Genomic DNA, 16,443 nt, shown 5'->3' on the forward strand with positions numbered 1-16,443 from the left:
CGCGCGCCCATCACGCCGCTATTCCGCTGGAGGGGCTGTCGTCTTGCCTTTTGCCGGTTTCGCCGCCTTGGCGGCAGGCTTCGTCGTCTCCTTGGCCGCTGGTTCGTGGGCTGCGGGTTTCGCGGCGGCAGGCTCCTTCGCGTCCGGCGCGGGCGCGGCCGTTTTGGCGGCAGGCTGTCCGGCGGGCTTGGCGTCGGCCGCCGGCTTGGTCGGGCCGGAGACTTTCGTCCAGGTCTCGCTTTGGCACAGGAACGAGACCAGGCAGCCGGTCATCGTCAGCGTCGTCGGCGAGTCGAGCGCGATCTTGCCGATGTAGGTCTTGCCGCTTTCGGGATCATTGATCTCGCCCTCCCAGTGGTTGGGCGTTGTTTTTGCGGCGTTGCGCAGGACCTGAGGCGCCGGCGAGCCATCTGGCATCGCCTCGATGCCCTTGGCGCAAAGCTTGCCCGAGCAGTCGTAGAATTCCAGCTTGTCGTTCGGATGTCCTTCGCGAACCCAGACGCCGTAAACGCTGTCGGCGGCGTACGCCGCCGTGGGGGCGCAGAGGGCCGTCGCCATCGCGATGCGTAGAAATGCTTTTCTCATGACGCGGGACCTCTGTTTCGGTTGCAATGAATACGATTCGCTCAACGTAGCGAACGGCGGAACGCCGACTCCGTCAAGCCACGTCCCCCGCATCCGTCGGGGGGGCGCGCGGCGGGCCAAGAAACGCCGGCACGATAATGAAGGCGGCGAGCAATGTGAAGAACAGCGCAATGGCGAGAAGTTGGCCCATGCTCGCGGTTCCGGGATGGCTCGACAGGATCAAGCTGCCAAATGCGGTGCCCGTCGTTAGAGAACTGAAAAAGATGGCGCGAGTCAGGCTAGACGCCAACATGTCGACGACGCCCTTTCGCCAAGCGATGACATAATAGATGTGGAAGGCGACGCCGACGCCGAACATCAGCGGCAGCGCAATGATGTTGGCGAAATTAAGCGACATGCCGAGTAAGTCTGCGGCCTGAAGGCTCATGATGCCGGCGAGAACCAGCGGGCCCAGCGTCAAGGCGACGTCGAGCGGATTGCGCAGCGCCACCGCCAAGATGATGAAGATCGCGATAAAGGCGTAGAGTCCAGCTTCGAGAAACGCGCGCGTAATGGTCTTTTGCGCTTCCGACACGATCACCGGCGGACCGCTCGCGTCCGGCGCGATGGCTTGCATCGCTTGGGCGAATTCGGTCATGACGACGCGGTCATTGCTGTCGCCTTTGGGCGTCACCTCGACGCGCACCACGCCGGTGTCGGAAATCCAGTCGCGACGCAAATCCTCGGGCAGCGTGTCGATCGTCACGCGCTGCGCTTGCAGCGCCTGACGGATTTCGCCGAGCATCTTGTCGAAGCCGCCGAACACCGCCTGGCGCGCGGCCGCGCGCGTCTCCGGGCTCGCCTTGGCGAGAGCGTCGAGGTCGTTGGCGAAGCGCGTCACGGCCGGGATGGGCTTCTTCGCCGTCGCGCGGCGCAGCGCCTTGGCGGCGTCCGTCAGCGCCTTGACGGTCTGGGCGTCGCTTGGCGGTGATTTCTGCTTGGGATTCAGCACGCCGCGTAATTGCGAAACCGCCATGTCGACGAGGGCGAGCTTGTCGTCCTGGTCCTTGGGGACCAATGAGTCGATCGAGTCGACGTGATCGACTTGAGGCAGCGCCTCGATCTTCTTTTCCAGTTCGCGCGCGGCGTCGATCGAGGGCGCGAGCACCTCGATCTTGTTCGGCGCCGTCTTGGGGTCCTTGGAGAGATCAAGAAAAGTCGCGACCGATTCCACTTTCTGATCGCGCAGGTTCATCGGATTGGAGTCGAAGGTCAGATGCATCAGCGCCGGCATGCCGGCGAGCACGACGATCGCCGTGGCGATCAGCACGAAGGCGCGGTGATGCGCGATCCAGTGGTCCACGGCGGCGAGCGAGGTCGTCGCGATCGGCACATGCTCCGCGCGCGGGCGCAGCAATTTGATCGCCGCCGGCAGGAAGGTGAGGGTCGCGATGTAGGCGACGATCATGCCGACGCCGGCGATGAGTCCGAGTTCCGACACGCCGCTGAACGAGGTCGGCAGAAAGCAGAAGAAGCCCGCGAGCAGCGACACCGCGGCGAGCGTCAGCGAACTGCCGATGCCCCGAGTCGCTGAAAGCAGCGAGCGTTCGAGATGGTCGTCGCTGTGCCGTTCTTCGCGATAGCGGGTCGCGAACTGGATTCCGAAGTCGACTCCAAGCCCGATGAACAGCGCGGCGAAGGCGACCGAGATCAGGTTGAAGCGGCCGATCATCAATATCCCAAGCCCCGACGTCATGGCGAGACCTGCGAGCAGGGTGGCGAGGACGGCGAGAATGAGCTTTGGCGAACGCAGCGCGGCGAACAGAATGAGCGTCACCACGGCGAGCGTGCCAACGGTGTTCAGGGTCATGTTTTCCGAGATGGTGGCGAATTCGTCGTCCGCGAGCGGCACCTGACCCGTCAAGCGCAGCTTGACTCCGTGTTGTTCGTCGAGATGCAGGTCGGCCGCCGTCTGTCGCACCAGCCTGATCGCGTCGGCGCCCGGCTCAAGGTCGGAATAATTGACGACCGGCTTGGCGATCACGATGCGTCGCTTGTCCATTTCAGGCGCGGCGGGCGCGCTGCCGCCTGACGCCAGCAGCTTGCCCCAGTCGACCTCCGCCTGCTTTCCAGCGAGCGCCTGTTCAATCCCGGCGGAAAACTCCTCGACGCCGCTGATGTACATTTTCATCGCGCGGTCGCTGCCGGAAGCGGACTTGAAGTTGCCGACGAGCACGCTCGCCAGGCCGCGCAAACTTGGATCTTCGGCGAGCGGTTGGAGAACGTCGCGCTGACCGATCATCACGCCGACATTTTTTTCGATGTCGGAGACCGGCAGGAACAGCAGGCCGTTCTTGCGGAAATATTCGTGCTCGTCCGGGCGCCATACGCGCGACAGGAGAGGCTTGTCCTGCAGCGCCGCGTTGAGCCGCTTCGCGGCGTCGTCGGCCTCTTCGCTGGTTTTGCCGTCGATGACGATGACGATGACGTCGAGGAGGTCCGGGAAGGCTTTGTAGAGCGCCGCTTCATTCTTTCGCCAAGGGATATCTGGCGAGAAAAGATTTCCGGTGTCAGTATCGATGGCGAACCGCTCAGCGGTGACATAAACGCCCCCCGCCGTCAGGCAGAGAGTGAACAAAACCACTGTCCAGGGCCAGCGGAGACAAAAGGCGACCAGCTTTTCAAGCATTCCGTTTTTTCCCGCCTTCTGGCGTAAGACCTAATATGAGCGGGAACCGGCGCTCTTCGGTCGGGTTCCTCTATACAAGCGCGCTGCGCGACCACCAAGGCGGCTTACGCCGAAACCTTAATGGCGACGCGATGCGTCAATTTGACGCCGCTGTCGTCATAAATACGTCAGCCACCAGAGATCGCGGCGTCGACGCTTCACCTCCGCAAACCAGCGGCACAGCGGGTACAGCGCCAAAACAATCAATATCCACGCGACGTAAGCGCCCGCGAGCCCAACGCCGAATTCCGGCGGCGGCCCCCCGCTCTTTGCCCAGGCTGCGACGTCCTCCAGGGAATAGCCGCGCGCGAAGGTGAGCGCCAGCGCCGCGAGGGCGCCGACGTAAAGATGCAGGACATAAAAGAACAACGGCGTGCGGCCGAAGACCGTCAGCGCGTCGCCGATTCTTTTTCCGGCGCGCGCCAACACGGGCAGCGTCAACGCGGCGCCGCCAAGCGTCACCAAGAGATAGAGCAGCGAGGGCGGATATTTCGTGACGTTGAGAAAGGAGAGCAGGGTGAAGACGGAGTCACGCTGCACGCTCCAAGGCCGCGGATCGCCATAGAGATTGGAGAAGCGCAGCACGACAAAAAGCGCTAGCGCCGCGCCGCCAGCAAGATAAAGCGTGCGGTCGCGCAGTATCGCCGGCTTGAGGAACAGCGGCCCGAGTCCGTAACCCAGCGCGCCGACGCCGATCCAGGGAAGCGCCGGATAGAGGACGCCGCCCGGCACGTCGAAGGGCAGTTTGCCGGGCTCATGCAGCAGAGACCACCACGGTCCAAACGCGCCGAGGTCGGCGGCATGAATCCCATCGAGCAGATTATGGCCGAAGATGATCGTGACGCCGATAAGCAGCACAATTCGCGGCGACAGGCGCGAGAGGGCGGCGAGCGCCACGAGGCTGCAGCCGATCGCCCAAAGCGTCGATAGCTCGATTCGGCCCCAGCCCATGCTCCAGATCGGGCTTATGACGGCGGCGTCGAGCAAGATGAGCCATACGCCGCGCGCGGCCAGAAATCTCGTAAGCGCCGCGGGGTCTTTCACCTTCACGCCGTAGAGATAGGCGCTCACGCCGGCGAGAACGGTGAAGGTCGGCGCGCAGAAATGCGTGATGAAGCGCGTGAAGAACAGAAACGGATAGGTGTGATCGAGATCGGTCGGCGAGAAGCGCATGACGTCCGCGTCGAAGAAATCGCGCATATGGTCGAGCGCCATGAGGACCATGACGAGGCCGCGCAGCCGGTCGATCTCCGGCAGCCGGTGCTCGTCATACAGCGGGTTTTGCGCGCCGCCTATCCGAGCCTGGCGAGGCCAGGAAACAGCTCCAGTAGCCAATAGGACATCTCCTGCACGCCGCCCGTGAGAAATGCGACGCCGGTGAAGACGAGCAACACGCCGACGACTTTTTCGACTTTTCCGAAATGCCGGCGGAAACGCGCAACGAAGGCGAGGAAGCGGCCGAGCGCCAGGCCGGCCCCGATGAAAGGCAGACCGAGGCCGAGCGAATAGGTGGCGAGTAGAGCGGCGCCGAGCGGCACCGTCTCCTGCGTCCCCGCGACGGCGAGAATGGCGGCGAGGATCGGCCCGATGCAGGGCGTCCAGCCGAAAGCGAAGGCAAGTCCCATGACATAGGAGCCGAAAAGCCCCATGGGCTTGGCGATCTCGGCGCGCTTCTCGCGATACAGCAGGTCGACTTTCAGGAGTCCGATGAAGTGCAGGCCCATCAGAATGATGATGCCGCCCGCGACCCAGGACAGAATGTGCATATTGGCGCGCAGCACGCCGCCGAAGGCGCTGGCCGTCGCGCCAAGCGCGACGAAAACCGTCGTAAAGCCAAGGACGAAGAGAATGGACGACAGCAGAATGTCGCGCCGCGCGGCGGAGCGCGTCTCGAGTTCGAGATCCTCCATGCTGACGCCCGCGAGATAGGTCAGGTAGGGCGGCACGAGAGGCAGGACGCAGGGGGAGAGAAAAGACAGTAGTCCCGCCGCCGCAGCAGCCGGGAATGTGACATCCGCCATTAAGGCTCCTCGGTGGGTCGCTCGGCGCGTCTGCCACAGGGCGGGCCGGACCGCAAAGGCTTACGCAAGAAGAAGCCCCGCCGAAGCGGGGCTTTTCTCGGGCGGGCGCCCGTTTAGTTGTTGCGCTGGCCGAACAGGAACAGCAGCGACTGGAACATGTTGATGAAGTCCAGATAGAGCGAGAGCGCGCCAAAAACGCTCTTCTTCTGCGCGACTTCATTGCTGTCGCTGCTGTAATACATGTCCTTGATGTTCTGCGTGTCCCAGGCCGTCAGGCCGGCGAACACCAACACCGCGATGATCGACAGCGCGAACTGCAGGCCGGTCGACTGCAGGAACAGATTGACGAGGCCGGCGATCACGAGCCCCCAGACGCCCATCACCAGGAAAGAGCCGAAGGCCGACAGGTCCCGCTGCGTCATGTAGCCGTAAAGGCTCAGCCCGCCGAACGCCGCCGCGGTAATGAAGAAGACGCGCGCGATCGATACGCCCGTGAAGACGAGCAGAAGCGAGGACATCGACAATCCCATCACCGCCGCGAAAGCGATGAAGAGGTTGCGGGCCGTCGCCGCCGAAATGGCGTTCGCGCGCGCGCCCAGGAAGAAAATGAACGCCAGCGGCGACAGAATCACCACCCAGCGCAGCGGCGTGGCGTAGAGCGTGTGGCCGAAGGACGTCAGTTCGATCGCGCCGGGCGCCACCCTGGCGACGGCGAGCATATAAACGCCGAGCGCGACGAGCCCGGTCACGGCCAAGCCCAACGTCATATAATTATAGACGCCAAGCATATAGGCGCGCAGGCCCTGGTCGATCTCAGCCGTGGTCGGCCGCGCGACCCCGCGCCCGTAGCCGAAGCTGGTGTTGCGGTCGAAGTTGGACATGTGTTCCTCTTGGTCTGTTTGGCCGTTCCGCGCTTCGCGATAGAGAAAGCGCTCCCAGCCTCGCGCTGAATATGGCTCCGCCTCAATTGGGTGGCAAGCTTGCCACTGATGAACTCTTGTTAAGGTGTTTTCACGACGGAAGGCCGGCGGAGAATATTTTTCTGATTTTGGTCAATTTTATTTCGCGCTGCAACATACATTCTCCCCAGCGGCGTTCGTTTGGCTGCCGGCGATTCCAAGGCGCGCCGTGTGAAAAGACGGCCGCCATGTTGCGCACCGCGGAAACAGCGGCCGATTGTCGCACCCTTGCTGATGCGCCGGAATCCGCTAACATCAAGCCTCAGGCGTTGTTAGGAGCGACTCCCGAGCGTAAGCCTGACGGGAGTGGTTTGTGCGGCGCGAAGGCAACATTTCTGAGAGTCGCGTGTTCTTGTCACACGAAGACCCAGGAGGTCATCATGCGTGATGGTGGAAATCCGGAAGCGCATCCCGCGCCGGACGTGGGCGAAGATCGCTTCGCGCAGCGGAACGCTTGCCGTTTCGCTAGAGGCCTGCGCCTCGCTGTTTTATCGGCCGCGGCTGTTGTCGTGACGATGGTCGCCGGCGCGCCCGCTCCGGCAGAGGCGCATGGGCGCTTGGGGGCGGCCGAAGGCCGGTGCCGGCTCTTCATTGGGCCGGACATCATGAATTTCACGGGCTATCTGCCGGAAGCGTCCAAGAACGAATTCTGCGAAGACATTCCCGCCACCGGGCCGATTATCATGGTTTTCGATGCGGAGCAGGAAGAGCTGCGCGACATGAAGGTCGAGCTGCGCATCGTCAAGGACATCGGCGGGGAGGAGAAAGAAAACCAGGATCTCCAGGCCGTCACTGTCGCCTACCGGGAACCCAAGAGCTACCCGACAGGCACGATCAATTTCGAACATACGTTCAATGAGCCGGGCTATTTCGTCGGCATCGTCACGGTCACGGGCGATCACGGTGAGCGATGGGTGTCTCGCTTCCCCTTCTCGGTGGGAAAGAGCTTCATGCGCGATCTGCCCGTCTATCTTACGCTCGGCCTCGGCACGATCGCCGCCTTCTTAATCTATCTCGTGCATCGCCGTCGTGACACGACGACCGCGGCTAAGGCGCACAAACCTCCGCCGCCGCCGCCGCCGCCGAGTGCGCCCGATGAGGATCACGGGCCGGAGGCGACTCCGGCTGAGTGATGGCGCCTCGCGTAGGCGTTTGGGAATTGCGCCGGCGCCGATCGCGCCGGCGCATTTTTAGTTTAACGGGTCACTGGTAGGCGCCGCCGCCGTCGATCTGGCGGCCAATCTGCGCAATCGCCTGCTGATAGACCGAAGCTGCATTCCACGCCTGGATCGCGCTGAAATTGCTCTCGCCCGGCTGATAGCCGCCCCCTGCGCGCCAGCCATGGGCGTGAAGGAAATTCGCCGTGGCGTTGAGCGCCGCGGCCGAGTTGTCGAGATTGCCCCCGCCGCCATAGTTGAGGATGTTTTTCGGGAGGAACTGCGTCTGGCCAATTTCGCCATGCATCGAGCCGCGCGCGCTCGGCGACAGCGCGCCCCGATCCACCAATGTCAGCGCGGCATAGAGCTGATCGGTGAAAAAGTCCGAGCGGCGGCAATCATAGGCCAAGGTCGCGACAGCCGACAGCGCGTGCTGATTGCCATGCACCGCGCCAAATCCGGTCTCCATCCCCCAGATCGCGAGAAGGGGCCCCGGCGGCACGCCGTAGCGCTGCTCGATCTGGGCGAAGAGCCCGCCGTAGGAGCGCTTGAGCGCGCGGCCACGCGACACAATGGCCGAGCCGCCGCGCTTGGCGAGGAACTGGTCGAGCGAAAGGCGGAAACTCTTCTGGCCGCGATCGGCGGAAATCGTCGCCGCGTTGTAATGGGTGCCCATCAACGCGCTGATGCCGGCCTGACCTATCCCTTGGCCGCGCGCTTCCTGCGCAAATTCCTGCTTCCAATTGTCGAAGCCCGCAGCCGAGCGTCCACACTGGGCCGCCAGAGCGGGATACGAGATTCCAACAAACGCGAAAGCAATCGAAAATTTGAGGACAGTCCGCATAGTCTGTTTCCTTTTGTTTAAATTTTTGGACTCGCTTCCGTCGTGGCCGTCAGGCGCGGCCGCTCGGCCGCCGCGGCGTTCCAGCTTCTGTCACCTCTTCCCGCTTAGCGAGAGCTTACCCCGAATGGCCGTTTCAGCGCCACCGCCACATGGCGCTTCCACACGGCGCGTTCACACGGAGCGTTCACATGGCGCTTCGTAAGCTCGGCATTGAAGGCCCTGCCGCAGGTGTTCTTGTTGGAGCGACGCTTGCGTTAGGAGGTCGTTCGAGCGCAGATTTCACGCGCCGCGAGCCTGGCCAGGGCGGAGTCTAGCCCAGGATCATTGACGCACGCCGTCAGTCAGCTAGCATCGATCATTCGTGTAAACCTCATGCGTTCCCGGATGATCATCGCTGCAGCCATGAGCGCAGGAGCGGAGCCGGTGAGTGGGGATATGATTTTGCAAGAAATTCTTGAAAGCGATTGGACGCTCGGCGCCTATAAACGCCGTGAAGACGCGCGGCGCAGCAGCGAGCGCGGCTCTTCCGCAGGCGGCGCCGACATCGGCGAAACGCGCCGAGCGCACGATGGATCCGGCAATAATTGGATCGCTGAAGCCTTCAGGCGCCGGCAAGAGGAAGAGCGCGCAAAAGCGGCGAGCCATCAATCCCGTAGCGGACATCCGCATGCGGCGAGCAAGGAAGTTCCCGTCGATAACTGGCTCATCGAAGGCTTCAAGCGTCACCAGCAAGAAGAACGGCGACGAGAAACGATCGCCAGACCTGATGAAGCAGAAGCGCCGCGTGTTGGCGACGACCATCCCATTTCAGATCTGGACTCGTCGCCATCAGATAGCGGCGCCGTGGCGGAGCGCATCAGCCTGTCCGAGGATCAAGGGTCTGCGAACCAAGACGCGGCGACAGGCGCCAATGATGAAGCTTCAGCAACAGCCCTTGTGCCTCTCGTAAGCCGCGACGGCGGAACGGTTCTCGACAAGCCGCCGCGCCGCGCCGGCCGAATCATCATGATCGCCGGTCTGGTCGTTGTTGGCGGTTTGGCTTCGGTCATTGGCGTCAAAACATTGCTCTTTGGCTCTGCCGATTCAACCAAACGCGCAGGCGCGCCGCCGCCGACAAAAACGGAAAATGTCAATCGCAGCCAGAGCGCATTGCCCAAGACCGAGACGAGCGCCCCGGCGGCAAAGCCCATGGAGAAGGGAAGCGCGCCGACAAACGACGCGGCGCCACATCCGAGCAGCGCCGCGCCGGCAGGGCCGAGCGACGCCGCGATCATCGCCGCGCCTCCGGCCGCAACGCCAGAAAGCTCGAAACCCGATCCTGTTGCGCCGGGCGGCGAGCAGGGAAGCAAAGCGCGCTCTCCATCCCAGGAGCGTGAGCAGGGAGACAAGGCGCTCCATGGCAATGAGGCTGCGCCAGCGGCGCCTCTGGCGGCGCCGGCTCCGCGCGCCGCTCCGGAATCCGCCGCGCCTGCAAAGCCGGACAAGAATTCAAATGCCGAGCCCGCGGCCGTGGCGCCGGAAAGATCGCGTGAGCAGATCAGGCCCGAACAAGAGCAAAACGCCTCGGAGTCCAAACGCGGAGCCGTCAATACCGGCGCGGACGCCAAACCCAAGCATCAAGCCAAGGACAGGAACGCCAGCCATCAAACCTCTCGGAAGTCCGACGGCTTCTCCACCTTCCTGAAGCGCACCGCGAATTCGGTTCGCAAGTTTTTCGGACGGCTCGGGGAGAAGCAGTAAACCTTCGTAGTTGATCGACGCAGCCGCCCACAATCGATAGCCACTCGCGGCGCCGTGACCAGTCTTGGCGCAATCGGTTCGGCATCCAGTGCACGTGCCGCGTCAAACGCGCGAACGCCAGAACGCGCCGAACTGCCAGACGAACCCCAAAATTAAATCCACGAGAGAGAGAAGCTCGCAGACGCTGTGAAAGAGCGGCGATGCATGCCCTTGGCGCTTGGAAGTGGACCAGCCGTGCGATGAGGCCCATTTGAGTAGCACGTGGCCGACAGCCCGGTCGGTTCGGCTATCAATCGCGAGCATTCCCGTGAGAACGATCATCGAGCCGTTTCGCATCAAGATGACCGAGGCGCTGCCCATCACCACGCGCAGCGAGCGTGAGGCGTTTCTCGCCAGCGCCTTCAACAATGTTTTCCTGTTGGACGCCGACCACGTCACCATCGACTTGCTGACCGACAGCGGCACGGGCGCTATGTCGGACCGTCAATGGTCGGCTCTGATGCTCGGCGACGAGAGCTACGCCGGAAGTCGCTCCTGGCGGCGCTTCGAGCAAACCGTACGCGAGATTACCAGCTTCAAGCACATTTTTCCCACGCATCAGGGGCGAGCCGCCGAGCGCATTCTGGCCGCGACGCGTCTCAAGAAAGGGAACGTCGTTCCCAACAATGGTCACTTCGACACGACGCGCGCGAACATCGAATATGTCGGCGCGATTGCAACGGATTTGCCGTCGACCGAAGCGCGCGAACTGCATTCTGAGAAGCGGTTCAAGGGAAATATGGACTTAGACAAACTCGAACAATTGATCGAGGCCGAAGGCGCCGGAAACATTCCCTTCTGCATGCTGACAGTGACCAACAACACCGGCGGCGGCCAACCGGTGTCGATGGAAAACGTCAGAAGCGTCAAGGAAATCTTGAACAAGCGCGGTATTCCGCTGATCATCGACGCATGCCGCTTTGCGGAAAACGCCTTCTTCATCAAAGAGCGCGAGCAAGGCTTCGCCGATCGAAGCCTGCTGGAAATTGCGCGGGAAATGTTTTCATTCGCCGACGGGGCGACGATGAGCGCAAAGAAGGACGGGCTCGCAAATATCGGCGGATTTCTCGCCTGCAACAATGATTCATGGGCCGACGACTTTCGTAACCTGCTCATCCTGACCGAAGGCTTTCCGACATACGGCGGTCTCGCCGGCCGCGATCTGGAAGCTATCTCCGTCGGCCTGTTGGAGGCTTTGGAATACGACTATCAGCGCTATCGGCACGCGACCGTCGAATATGTGGCGTCGGCGCTGATCTCGCGCGACATACCAATCGTGCGCCCAGCTGGCGGCCACGCCATATTCATCGACGCGGCCGCGTTTTGCCCGCATTTGAGGGCCAGCGACTATCCCGGCATCGGACTCGTCAATGCGCTTTATCTCGAGGGCGGGGTTCGCGCCGTTGAGCTCGGCAGCGTCATGTTCGGAAAGCCTGCGCCGGGAGGGGGAGAGGAGATCGCAGCGCCGCACGAATTGGTGCGGTTGGCGTTCCCTCGCCGGGTCTATACGCAGAGCCATTTCGACTATCTGATCGAAGTGCTCGACGCCATCGGCCGCCGGCGCGAAGCAATCCCGGCTTACCGGATCACTGAACAGGCGCCATTTCTCCGGCACTTCACCGCCCATTACGAACGGGTCGGTTGAGCCTCGAGCGCTGCGGCGGCAAGTGAGGTACGTGAGGCCGAGCGACTCGGGTCAGGCGGTCGACGATGGGCCGCCCTGAGCGGCTTGAAACTGCTTGATGTCAGTCGCCGAATATTCGCCGCGTGTGTTGCAGTTCGGACACGTCACGCTGAACGTCGCAGGCCCGGATATCTCCAAAGCGCCCGCGCCTGTCGGCTCGGTCAAGATGGCGAAGTGCTGGCGGCACTTTTTGCATGCAAAGCCAATATACCAGCTCCCCGGGATCAGCGCCGGCAAGGCTGCGACTTCGTAAGCGCCTGTGAAGCAAATGCCTTGGGGCATAGTCGGGCTCCTATCTTGTGATTTAATCCATGTAGCGCTGGAAAGGCCCGGTGCGATCCCTACTGCGTCCACTACAAAGTTACAGCATTCCCTACCGTGCAAAGCGAGTAATACCCGTAAAGGGGCGACGCCAACGGCTGATCCGGCCAGTAGGTTCGATAAAGATCGGCGACTGTGCAGCGATCGAAGACGCTCGCCCCGCACCGCGCGGTTTGCTCCGCAAGATTCTCGATCCCGTACGTCCAGGGGGCGCCCATTGCGGCGAATCTCTCGACGACGCTGGTGATTTCAGGATCGCCGGTTGTGTGCTTGATCACGTCCTCAGCCATATAGTCGAAGGACACGGAGCAGCGCTCGATATGGCGCATGAGGTCCGTCAGGATTTGACAAACAAAAGCTTCGTTCAAATACATTGTGTTGCCTTCCCATATGACATGCGTGGGAAGTTTGTAATCAAATCCGTTTCGACCAAGGAGGCCGATCATTCCATCCGTCACATAATCCGCCCCGATATATGTCGTGTTGGGATCGACATTGCTTGCTTTGAGCTTCGCCTGCTTGAACGCCTGAGTTTCAGGAGCGTCGATTTCAAAATAGGCGACGCCTTCGGCCGCGATCCGCTGCGGCCTGGTGTCGAGACCGGCGCCTAGTATGAGGATCTGCCGGCGCCCTTGGTCGATCTGATGACGAAGCCGGTCGTCGAAGTAGCGAGTCCTCAGTCGCACATTGTTCCTGATCGGCGGAAACGACTGGGAAATGCGATCCGCCGCCTCCTTCGTTTCCCGATCGAGGAACAGGTGCACGTAGGGATCACGGTAGAGCGGATGAGCTTCTTTGTTTTCGTCATTGCGGAATTCCGCAACGACAAAAGCGGTGCCAACCACTTTTTGAATTTTGATCATGGGCTCGTCTCGATCGGACTCGGGTTCGGCGCCAGAACGCGTTCCGGCGTTCGTTGAAGGTTAATGCAACTTCTTGGAACTCTTAGCTGCGTCTGCAGGGCGCTATCAAAGGGGAGCGAGCCGGTCACTTTTGAGGATAGCGCTCCAGCAGTTGCGCAAGCGGCTCGGAACTCACCGCATTGGGCGGCGAATAGGGCTCGTCCACGGATGCGACAAGCGATATCGGGACGATCGCCGCCAAAGCGAAAATTGCCTGCGCGAGAAGCTGAGGCCTCGGGCGGTCGAGATGCACGACGGCAATGGCGATCTGCGTGATGAAGGCGATGATGAGGACCGCCGCCCATTTGCGATCGTCGGGAAAGGCCGCCGCAATCGCGAGTCGTTGTTCGCGCGCCGATCGCAAACGCATCACCGTATCGACGAGCGCGCGCTGGAAGGCCGCCTCGATTCTCGCGCTGGCGACCGCGCGCGTGAGTCTGTTCAGCGCGGCCTCGGTTTCCGGCGCTTCTTTGCCGTCTTCCATGGTTTTCCATTCGAGGCCAACGGCGGTTTCCACATAGTCACGCACGGCGCGCGGAATATCGTCCGCGCTGTCTCCGTGATTGCCGGAAAGCGCTGCGAGCGTCGCCAATTGTTCGCGCTCCATGGCGATGGCGCGATAGGCGCTGCGATTTGCGTCCCAGACGTCCTGCGAGAGAAACGTCATCAGCAGGCCAAACAGGGTCGCCGGGACGGCCACGAAGGGCGGCACGACGCCTTTCCAGCTCTGTGCATGGGCGGCGAAGCGCGAGGCGAAGCTGAGCCAGCACAGGAAAAGCGCGACGGCGGCCATGGCGCCTGTGAGCATGAGCGCCATGACGAGCGTCGTCTGCGACATCCAGAATTTTAGAAGCACGTGTTCCCTCGAATCGACAGGTAATGGCGATTGAAGGGCATCATAATCGAGATTCGCCAGACGATCGTACGGGGTTCCTCTCGCGTTCAAACGCGTTACCTTCAGCAAAGCTGATCGTCGATCTGAGTTCGGTAGGCATGACAACCGAGACGGACATTTCCGCCTATGCGAGTTCGATCCTTGAGACCGTGGGCTTGCCGCTGCTGGCGCTCGATTCACAGCTCACGGTCGAGTTCGCCACTGACGCGTTCCTCAGTCAGTTTCAGGTGACGCGCGAGGAGACAGTCGGCCGGCTGGTTTATGAGCTTTGCGACAGGCAGTGGGACATCCCGGCGCTGCGCCGGCTGCTCGAACAAATTGTTGAGCCAAACAGTGCGATCGAGGACTGCCGCGTTGAACATGACTTCGAACGCGTCGGCCGTCGCATCCTGCGGCTCAAGGCCAGGCTCATCCGCAGGCCGGATGAAAAAGATTGCGTCCTGCTGGCGATATCCGATGACACCGAGCGCGAGCGGCTCCGAGATGAACTCGAGGGCCGAATAGAATTCGCCGAGAAACTGATCGACAGCGTTAGTGAAGCGCTGCTGATTCTCCACGGGGACCTCACGGTTCACTCGGCGAATCGGCCCTTCTACCAACTTTTCGGCGGAGATCCGAAGGAGACGGAAGGGCGCCCCATTTACGAGCTTGGCAATGGCCAGTGGGACACCCCGGAGCTGCGACGGCTGCTTGAGGACATTCTGCCTCGCCGACAGAGTTTCGACGACTACCGGATCGAACGCGTGTTCCAAGGGTTTGGTCCTCGGGTGATGCTGCTGAACGGGCGTCGGCTCGACCAGCTTAACCTGATCCTTCTCGCCATACGCGACACGACAGAGCAGCGGACGCGCGAGGCGAGCCGTCTCCTGATCGATCTGAACGACCGTTTGCGCCCGTTGGCGGATCCCATGGCCATTCAGGCTGCGGCGAGCGAAGTCCTGGGCCGGCATCTCGAGGCCAACCAGGCGGCCTATGCGGAGATCGACGAGGCCGGCGAATACGCAACTGTTCAGCGCGACTGGAACGACGGCGCGGCGCCCAGCAACGCCGGGCGCCATCGTCTCGCGAGCTGGGGAGAGCCCCTGATCGCAGACCTCAAGCGCGGCAGAACAATCGTCGTTAGCGACGTCCGCAACGACCCGCGCACAGCGGCGCCTGAGACCCTCAGCTCATTCGAAAGCCGTTCGGTTTCCGCTTTTCTGGCTGCGCCGCTGGTCAAGGACGACCGGCTGGTCGCTGTGGTTACCGTTGATTCGCGGCTACCGAGGACGTGGAGCGCCGCTCAGGCCGCGGTCGCGGAAGATGTCGCCGAGCGGACGTGGTCGGCGATCGAGCGGGCGCGCGCCGAAGAGGCGCTGCGCGACAGCGAGTCGCGGTATCGCCTGCTGTTTGAATCCATTGACGAAAGCTTCACGGTGGTCGAGCCGCTCTATGACGAGGAAGGTCATGCGGTCGACTACCGCTTCCTTGAAGTCAATCCAGCATTTGAGGCTATTACTGGACTGAAGAACGTTGCAGGGCGGAGGGGGCGCGAGCTTGTGCCCAGCCTGGAAAAGGACTGGATCGATACGATCGGCAGAGTCGCGGCGTCGGGGAACGCCGAACGCGTCGTCCGCAGAGCGCGAGCGCTCGGCAAGATCTATGACGCCTTTGTCTTCCGCATCGAGGAAGCGGAAAGCCCAAGAGTCGCCGTGCTGTCGAGGGATGTGACTGAGCGCGTGCGCGCCGAGGAACAGCGCGCTCTTCTCATGCGTGAGCTCAATCACCGCTCGAAAAATATGTTGAGCATCGTGCTGGCCATCGCGCGAGCGACCGCGGGCGATCCAGGACGCGACTTCGAGGAAACGTTTCAAGAGCGCATTTTGTCTCTCGCCGCAAACCAGGACCTGCTGGTCGCCAGCGATTGGCAAGGCGTCACGCTAAGCGATCTCGTGCGCGCGCAGCTCGCTCATCTGGAGGATTTGATCGACGATCGCATCACGCTAAAAGGCCCGCCGCTGACCATCTCGGCCGCGGCGTCGCAATCTTTCAGCATGGCGCTGCATGAGCTGGCGACCAACGCCGTCAAATATGGCGCTCTTTCCAACGCGGATGGCCGCGTCGACATCGAATGGGGCCAGGAGCACGATGGCGAGGGCCGGCGCTTCACGATGAGTTGGCGTGAAACGGAGGGTCCCACGGTCGTTACGCCTGCGCGTAAGGGCTTCGGGTCCACAGTCATTCGCGATATGATCAGACTGAACCTCAGAGGGGATGCAAGGCTCCAATACGACAGCGCAGGCATCGTCTGGGACTTCAACTGTCCGATCGAGAATGTGCTGGAGTCGACGGAAGCTTCCCGAGCCGAATAACACGCCGCAGCATGTGGCTGCTACGTCTTCACCCTCTACGCGAGGCGCTCGTCGAAGCGAGCCCGCTGTCGAGGCCGGCACATTAGCTGAGATCTTTGCCGCTCTATGGAACGCCCCGTCACATCCACGGTCAGGGCGTTCGTTTGCTAAACGCTGTCCCGTCCAAGCTTTGCGCGGCTGAGGCGCTCACAGGCGCCCCGCCGCCAATCTCTATCGGCGATCGCCTTGACCACCGACG

Annotated in this window: 13 protein-coding genes; 4 read left to right on the forward strand and 9 right to left on the reverse strand. The window is 62.1% G+C overall.

From position 1 onward, the window contains the following. Nucleotides 1-18: 18 nt before the first annotated feature. From EHO51_RS02095 to EHO51_RS02115, 5 genes are all read right to left on the reverse strand, one after another. Nucleotides 19-585, reverse strand: coding sequence for a DUF2147 domain-containing protein (locus EHO51_RS02095; RefSeq protein WP_124737497.1), 567 nt, complete (start codon nt 583-585; stop codon nt 19-21). Nucleotides 586-658: 73 nt separating this feature from the next. Continuing rightward, a complete protein-coding gene (locus tag EHO51_RS02100; protein ID WP_124737498.1) occupies nt 659-3,253 on the reverse strand; it encodes an MMPL family transporter in 2,595 nt (864 codons plus the stop codon). Between the two features lie 156 nt (nt 3,254-3,409). Next, nucleotides 3,410-4,627: a DUF1624 domain-containing protein gene (locus tag EHO51_RS02105; protein WP_245434705.1), complete on the reverse strand. Its 1,218-nt coding sequence runs from the start codon at nt 4,625-4,627 to the stop codon at nt 3,410-3,412. Beyond that, nucleotides 4,585-5,313, reverse strand: coding sequence for a cytochrome c biogenesis CcdA family protein (locus tag EHO51_RS02110; protein ID WP_124737499.1), 729 nt, complete (start codon nt 5,311-5,313; stop codon nt 4,585-4,587). Before EHO51_RS02110 ends, EHO51_RS02105 begins: the two co-directional genes overlap by 43 nt. 113 nt (nt 5,314-5,426) lie before the next feature. Continuing rightward, nucleotides 5,427-6,194: a Bax inhibitor-1/YccA family protein gene (locus EHO51_RS02115; protein ID WP_124737500.1), complete on the reverse strand. Its 768-nt coding sequence runs from the start codon at nt 6,192-6,194 to the stop codon at nt 5,427-5,429. Between the two features lie 458 nt (nt 6,195-6,652). Between EHO51_RS02115 and EHO51_RS02120 the strand changes: the two genes are divergently transcribed. Next, nucleotides 6,653-7,405, forward strand: coding sequence for a hypothetical protein (locus EHO51_RS02120; protein ID WP_124737501.1), 753 nt, complete (start codon nt 6,653-6,655; stop codon nt 7,403-7,405). A gap of 70 nt (nt 7,406-7,475) precedes the next feature. On the opposite strand, the gene EHO51_RS02125 is transcribed toward EHO51_RS02120, so the two are convergent. Beyond that, nucleotides 7,476-8,273: a lytic murein transglycosylase gene (locus EHO51_RS02125; protein WP_124737502.1), complete on the reverse strand. Its 798-nt coding sequence runs from the start codon at nt 8,271-8,273 to the stop codon at nt 7,476-7,478. A gap of 435 nt (nt 8,274-8,708) precedes the next feature. On the opposite strand from EHO51_RS02125, the gene EHO51_RS02130 reads away from it, so the two are divergent. Next, nucleotides 8,709-10,013, forward strand: coding sequence for a hypothetical protein (locus tag EHO51_RS02130; protein WP_124737503.1), 1,305 nt, complete (start codon nt 8,709-8,711; stop codon nt 10,011-10,013). Between the two features lie 307 nt (nt 10,014-10,320). After that, the gene (locus EHO51_RS02135) at nt 10,321-11,697 is read left to right on the forward strand and encodes a tryptophanase (RefSeq protein ID WP_124737504.1); all 1,377 of its coding nucleotides are present in this window, start codon (nt 10,321-10,323) and stop codon (nt 11,695-11,697) included. A gap of 51 nt (nt 11,698-11,748) precedes the next feature. On the opposite strand, the gene EHO51_RS02140 is transcribed toward EHO51_RS02135, so the two are convergent. The 3 genes from EHO51_RS02140 to EHO51_RS02150 form a co-directional block, all read right to left on the reverse strand. Further along, nucleotides 11,749-12,018: a hypothetical protein gene (locus EHO51_RS02140; protein WP_124737505.1), complete on the reverse strand. Its 270-nt coding sequence runs from the start codon at nt 12,016-12,018 to the stop codon at nt 11,749-11,751. A 71-nt stretch (nt 12,019-12,089) separates the two neighbouring features. After that, nucleotides 12,090-12,920 carry a class I SAM-dependent methyltransferase gene (locus EHO51_RS02145; protein ID WP_124737506.1) on the reverse strand — a complete coding sequence of 277 codons (831 nt, stop codon included), beginning with the start codon at nt 12,918-12,920 and terminating at the stop codon, nt 12,090-12,092. 124 nt (nt 12,921-13,044) lie between these two features. Next, nucleotides 13,045-13,815 carry a DUF4239 domain-containing protein gene (locus EHO51_RS02150; protein WP_245434706.1) on the reverse strand — a complete coding sequence of 257 codons (771 nt, stop codon included), beginning with the start codon at nt 13,813-13,815 and terminating at the stop codon, nt 13,045-13,047. A 137-nt stretch (nt 13,816-13,952) separates the two neighbouring features. On the opposite strand from EHO51_RS02150, the gene EHO51_RS02155 reads away from it, so the two are divergent. Continuing rightward, the gene (locus EHO51_RS02155) at nt 13,953-16,205 is read left to right on the forward strand and encodes an HWE histidine kinase domain-containing protein (RefSeq protein WP_124737508.1); all 2,253 of its coding nucleotides are present in this window, start codon (nt 13,953-13,955) and stop codon (nt 16,203-16,205) included. The last annotated feature ends 238 nt before the right edge of the window (nt 16,206-16,443 follow it).

Source organism: Methylocystis rosea (assembly GCF_003855495.1).
In the GTDB taxonomy this organism is placed as follows: domain Bacteria; phylum Pseudomonadota; class Alphaproteobacteria; order Rhizobiales; family Beijerinckiaceae; genus Methylocystis; species Methylocystis rosea_A.

Bases quoted from the DNA above. Each gene is read 5' to 3' on its own strand.
- EHO51_RS02095 (WP_124737497.1), bottom strand. From the start codon at position 585: ATGAGAAAAGCATTTCTACGCATCGCGATGGCGACGGCCCTCTGCGCC.
- EHO51_RS02100 (WP_124737498.1), bottom strand. From the start codon at position 3,253: ATGCTTGAAAAGCTGGTCGCCTTTTGTCTCCGCTGGCCCTGGACAGTG.
- EHO51_RS02110 (WP_124737499.1), bottom strand. From the start codon at position 5,313: ATGGCGGATGTCACATTCCCGGCTGCTGCGGCGGCGGGACTACTGTCT.
- EHO51_RS02115 (WP_124737500.1), bottom strand. From the start codon at position 6,194: ATGTCCAACTTCGACCGCAACACCAGCTTCGGCTACGGGCGCGGGGTC.
- EHO51_RS02120 (WP_124737501.1), top strand. From the start codon at position 6,653: ATGCGTGATGGTGGAAATCCGGAAGCGCATCCCGCGCCGGACGTGGGC.
- EHO51_RS02125 (WP_124737502.1), bottom strand. From the start codon at position 8,273: ATGCGGACTGTCCTCAAATTTTCGATTGCTTTCGCGTTTGTTGGAATC.
- EHO51_RS02130 (WP_124737503.1), top strand. From the start codon at position 8,709: ATGATTTTGCAAGAAATTCTTGAAAGCGATTGGACGCTCGGCGCCTAT.
- EHO51_RS02140 (WP_124737505.1), bottom strand. From the start codon at position 12,018: ATGCCCCAAGGCATTTGCTTCACAGGCGCTTACGAAGTCGCAGCCTTG.
- EHO51_RS02145 (WP_124737506.1), bottom strand. From the start codon at position 12,920: ATGATCAAAATTCAAAAAGTGGTTGGCACCGCTTTTGTCGTTGCGGAA.
- EHO51_RS02155 (WP_124737508.1), top strand. From the start codon at position 13,953: ATGACAACCGAGACGGACATTTCCGCCTATGCGAGTTCGATCCTTGAG.